Raw genomic sequence first — 5,095 nt, forward strand, 5'->3', positions numbered from 1 at the left:
TTCTTGTATTCTATGAACTACAATTATTTTTAAAAAATAATGAGTAAAACATGTTGCAGCTAGTCACAGATATCCGAAGACGATATCGCTGGGGGTTATTGGCGATTGCCATATTGATCTCTGTATCAGCTATCTTGATACAGAGCCTTTTGTATATCCAAAAGGGTGACGCCAAAGTTATCAACATTGCCGGTAAGCAACGCATGCTGTCCCAAAAAGTAGCCTTGTACGGCAATGCACTCATTTACCATGAATCCGATCATTTCCAACAGCAACACCGAAGACTACTGGAACAAGCCGTTGAGCAATTTATTGCAGGGCATCAATTTTTAATTCAGCAGGATGAGCAAGGTCACTATATTCATTTAAATGAGGCGCTTGAGGCCCATTACTTCTCGCCTCCTACCGCATTAGATGAGCACGTGAAGCGTTATGTGAGTAAAGCGCAGCAGCTATTAAACAATACTAATGATTTTGCCTATGTGGACCGCTCAACATTTGTTAGTAATCAGCTTGAAGCACTACTCACAAAGCTAGACCAAGCGGTTAAGTTGCTTGAGCAAAAATCAGTTCAAAAAGTCACATTTTTGGCGGTTTTAGAGTTATTGTTTTGGCTCATCGCCATGGTGTTATTAGCCATTGAGTTATTTTTCATTTTTAAACCCATGGAGAAACTGGTCACTAAAAATATTGCTAAATACAAAGAACAAAAAGAGTTTGCTGAGCGTGTTAATAAAAATAAAGAGCGTTTTATAGCCCGTACCAGTCATGAATTTAGAACACCATTGCAAGGTTTGACCGCATCAATCGAAGCGCTCGATATCAGCGACAGTCAGCAACTGACTAAACAGCAGGCGCTTTATTGCGTTAATAGGCTGGTGGCTATGCTAGACGAATTAATGGACTTACAGCAGCTAACCTCGGGAGAATGGCAGTTAAGTTTTACTAGCAGCAATTTGTTATCAACATTAAAGCAAGCTATCTCACCCTATGAATATGCCTGTAACGATAAAGGTATTACCTTGAGTGTGAACTTAGCTGAGTCACTCAATAAAGAAGTGAGCACTGACCATGCAAGGTTGACGCAAATCGTTGCTGAAATCATTAACAATGCCGTTAAATTTACTCCAAGCCAAGGCCGTATTGCCGTAACAGCTGCATGCCAAGGTGAGCAGCACTTTGTAATGGAAATACAAGATAACGGTAAAGGCTTTGAAAAGCCGCCGACAGATTTACTTAGCTACGAAAATGACTCAGAGCAACATTTTCAAGGCTTAAAAACGGGGCTGCTTAGGGTTATGCACATTGTTAAAGCATTAAAAGGAGAAATCCAATTTCTTAATGCTGAGCCACAAGGTGTGAAAGTGTTAATTAATTTTGAACTAGAAAGCACGCCTAAATCAGCAATGCCAGCGCCGCTGCCGCAAGCATTACATTGTTTAATTGTGGAAGATAACCCATTGAATGCGACTATTTTAGGTCGCATGGTTAGCCATTTAAATTACAGCTTTGATGTGGCTGAAAACGGCTTAATTGCAACAGATAAAGCCTCAGATAAGCATTACGATTTAATTTTTATGGATTTAAATATGCCAGTTATGGATGGCTTTAAAGCGATTGATATTATTCGTAATGAGCAGGGGCAACAAGTGCCAATTTTGGTGGTGACCGCCAATACATCGAATGAAGATTTGCAACGAGTATATGAGCTTGGAGCAAACTTGCACGTATATAAACCGATCTCGCTAGATTCAGTGCAAAAAGCTCTCAGCATTTTATTTACTGAGAGCTCACAGGGATAACCAAAGCGTTAAATTAGTTCGTTACTTTAATGTCGCCAACACCCACCTCGACTTCAATATCGTATTGGCCATTGCCACGATAGCTTGAATGCGAGCTAACCACTTTACGGCTAGTGTTACCGTCATTTTTTAAGCCGCGAATTTTAGTGTCGCCGACACCTGTATCAAGCTCGATACGTTTGTAGTCATCAAGCGCGCTATCAATTCTTACCGCGCCCACACCAAGCTCAATCTCAACTGAATTACTTGCGTCGTTAATTTCAATATCGCCAACACCAAGTTCAACATCAATTGCCATCGATTTAGGCATTTTTACATGCCAGTTTTGTTGAATGTCGTCGTTATCTAATTTTAAGCTAAGTGAGCTGGCGCTTTGCGAGTGGCTTAATTCAATATCTGATAAATCGACATCAGAGCTGAACCAGCTATTGTCATTTTTTGGTTCAATGCGAACCGTAACGACGACTTCGCTACCGTCATAGCTTTCGACCTCTAAGCTGCCCACCGGAAAATCAATATCAAGCTGGCTTGCGCTATTCACTGCGAAGTTGTGATTTAGTTCACGTGAATCTTTTGCCATTGCGTATGTTGTTGTTAGTGCTAAGCCAATTGCTGCTACACAAAGTAATTTTTTCATTGTCTGTTTCCTGTTGATGACCTTTTATACCTTAGTCGCAGCTGTGTTCAAAAAAGGTTTAAACGATTTTTAATTTTTTATCGAATACGGTAACGTCAAGCTAACGGTAACTTAGAATGAGGATTCAAAGTGCAACAAGTGCAGTTGGTTAATGTTAAAGCTAGCCTAAAGGGGCAGGGCAATGACGTTTATTATTTAGATGATCTCAATATCAATGTATCGCCATTGCAGCAATGGGTTTTACTTGGTGCGAATGGGGCGGGTAAATCGGCCGTGGCAGCTGCCATTGCCGGTTTTGCGAAAATAGAAAAAGGCCAGTATGAGAATAGCTTTGAGCGTATAGCATTGGTTTCGCCAGACAGCCAAAAGCAGCTCCTTGCGGCTGAGCTAACTAAAGATCAAGATGATATTATTGATGGCGTTACGCCTTCGAGTACGGTTTATGAGTTAATTATTGCAGGTCGAGACGAGCAACAGCTTGATAGTGATTTGCTACAGCAGTTAATAAGCCTATTTGATTTTAGTGACAAACTTAGCAAGGCATTTCGCGATTTATCGACCGGTGAAACCCGCAAACTGATGTTGATTCAAGCCATAATAGGTCGACCAGATTTACTTGTGCTTGATGAGCCTTTTGATGGTTTAGATGTCACGGCAATGGCAGGGCTTAATCAGCTACTCGCAGAGCTTAGTAAAACAACGACCCTTATTTTTGTGCTCAATCGCTTAACTGAGATCCCTGACTTTGTTGATCATTACACCTATGTTAAAGAGGGTCATGTCACAGAGCAATTAGCGAAGCCTACACCCGAGCAGCGCGATGATTTACTAAAGCTATTGCATCTAACTCATACTCAGTTACAAATACCTGAGGCTGATATTGACCATCAAGCGCCTCCGCTCACGGATTCAATGCTGGTAAGACTCAATAACGCAGCAGTGAGTTATGGCGGCGAGGCTATCTTTGAAAAACTAAACTGGCAAATTAACCAAGGCGAACATTGGCAGTTAACAGGTAAAAATGGCTCAGGTAAAACCTGTTTGCTGAACCTTATCACAGGTGATAACCCGCAGTGTTACAACAACGATATCAAGGTGTTTGGCTACCAGCGCGGAAGCGGTGAGAGTATTTGGCAAATTAAACAGCACATTGGTTATATTTCTAACGCGCTGCATATGGATTATCGAGTGAGTATCACCGCGCTCAATACGGTTGTTTCGGGCTTTTATGACAGCATTGGTCTTTACCAAAAAGCCACCGATAAGCAACTTGCCATTGCCAAAAAGTGGTTAGCGTTATTAGGGTTAAGTGATAAACAAAGCAGTTCATTTAGCCAGCTGTCTTTTGGTGATCAGCGTTTATTGTTGATTGCTCGGGCTATGGTTAAACATCCTAACTTATTGATCCTTGATGAACCTTGCTTAGGCCTCGATGAAGCGAATAGGCAACGCGTGTTATTACTAATAGAAAAAATCTGTGCTGCAGGCACCAGCACCGTGGTGTATGTTAATCACCACGCGAGTGACAAAATAGCCGGTATCAACAACTATTTAGAGATGGCTGATTTCACAAAAAAAGCGCCATAAGGCGCTTTTAAACGATTGAAATCATTTAGATACGGGTAATGGTAAAACCTTTATCTGTTAATTGCTTCAATAAGCCGTGTTGCTCTGGTAAGTGCAAAGCGCCCACTGCAATGAACAGCTTTTCTTTACCGATGCGAGTTGATAGTTGATTAACCCAATCGTTGTTACGGTCTATCAACATCACTTGTTCGCTTAGTTGACCATATTCAGAGTCATCAAAGCTTTCGTTATAAAACTGCGTAAGTGTTTTCATATCACCCGATTTCCAAGCCTTGATAAGACCAAAAAAGTAGGTGTCTACGTCTGCAAGTTGCTCGAATGTTTCTTCGATCATCTTGTCATTCATAATTGCTAAGTGCTCAAACATTTCCATTTGGCGTTCAAGAGTTTCGAGCTCACCAATAGATATTTTATGTTCTTGAGCGTAAGCAAGTACTTGCTTGTCGATGCCGTATTGATCTGAAAAACCAACACTTTGGAACTCCATCTGCATCATGGTGACCATCACCGCCCATGGTGCTAAATTCTTAAACATCGCAATATCAATTGATTTATCAGCAAAGTACTTTTGCAGTTTTGCATAGTTTTCTGGTGATAATTCAGATTGTAAGGTTTTGCCATTTTTCAGCATCATAAATGGTAATGAGCGACGCTGCATTTCCATCGGTGAAATGGCGCTGATATCCACCTCAACAATGACTTTATCTGAGTTATCGAGTGCTTTTGTTACCTTACTTGGCAAGCCTTTCATGCTGTTATCGCCAACATGCACGGTACCAAATAAATAAGAAGCAACGCCGTTTTTTTCTACTTTCCATAACCCCGGCTCTGCAAGTGCATATTGGCTAAAACCAAGCAGTAGCACCATAAAAAACAGGGCATTAATACGCTGGACGAATTTCATAACTTTCCTTTTCATAACGTGGTTTTTTCAATACTAAACTAATTTTTCTTTGAGGCGTTAAATTAAATCGGCTTTATGCAGAAAAATCACATCTAATTGCTAAAAATTAATCAATCATATAATTGCAAATAACGAGGTATGAAATTTCAATTTTCAATAAACAGT

General features: G+C 40.6%; 4 protein-coding genes. 2 read left to right on the forward strand and 2 right to left on the reverse strand.

Annotated elements, in window-relative coordinates:
- Positions 1-50: 50 nt before the first annotated feature.
- Complete coding sequence (locus L1D51_RS20365) at positions 51-1,802, forward strand: response regulator (RefSeq protein WP_239964675.1); 1,752 nt, start codon at positions 51-53, stop codon at positions 1,800-1,802.
- 13 nt (positions 1,803-1,815) lie between these two features.
- On the opposite strand, the gene L1D51_RS20370 is transcribed toward L1D51_RS20365, so the two are convergent.
- Positions 1,816-2,439 carry a DUF4097 family beta strand repeat-containing protein gene (locus L1D51_RS20370; protein ID WP_054561171.1) on the reverse strand — a complete coding sequence of 208 codons (624 nt, stop codon included), beginning with the start codon at positions 2,437-2,439 and terminating at the stop codon, positions 1,816-1,818.
- Positions 2,440-2,568: 129 nt separating this feature from the next.
- Between L1D51_RS20370 and modF the strand changes: the two genes are divergently transcribed.
- Positions 2,569-4,026 (forward strand): molybdate ABC transporter ATP-binding protein ModF, encoded by a 1,458-nt coding sequence (gene modF, locus L1D51_RS20375; RefSeq protein WP_239964676.1) that lies wholly within the window; start codon positions 2,569-2,571, stop codon positions 4,024-4,026.
- 25 nt (positions 4,027-4,051) lie between these two features.
- Here the strand turns inward: modF and L1D51_RS20380 are convergent, their stop codons facing one another.
- Positions 4,052-4,930 (reverse strand): TraB/GumN family protein, encoded by an 879-nt coding sequence (locus tag L1D51_RS20380; protein ID WP_055198457.1) that lies wholly within the window; start codon positions 4,928-4,930, stop codon positions 4,052-4,054.
- Between the last annotated feature and the right edge of the window lie 165 nt (positions 4,931-5,095).

Origin of the sequence: Pseudoalteromonas shioyasakiensis (assembly GCF_022398475.1) — a bacterium.
In the GTDB taxonomy this organism is placed as follows: Bacteria; Pseudomonadota; Gammaproteobacteria; order Enterobacterales; family Alteromonadaceae; genus Pseudoalteromonas.

What these genes read in the sequence shown, in the direction of transcription:
- L1D51_RS20365 (WP_239964675.1), top strand. Translation starts at nt 51, where the DNA reads ATGTTGCAGCTAGTCACAGATATCCGAAGACGATATCGCTGGGGGTTA.
- L1D51_RS20370 (WP_054561171.1), bottom strand. Translation starts at nt 2,439, where the DNA reads ATGAAAAAATTACTTTGTGTAGCAGCAATTGGCTTAGCACTAACAACA.
- L1D51_RS20380 (WP_055198457.1), bottom strand. Translation starts at nt 4,930, where the DNA reads ATGAAATTCGTCCAGCGTATTAATGCCCTGTTTTTTATGGTGCTACTG.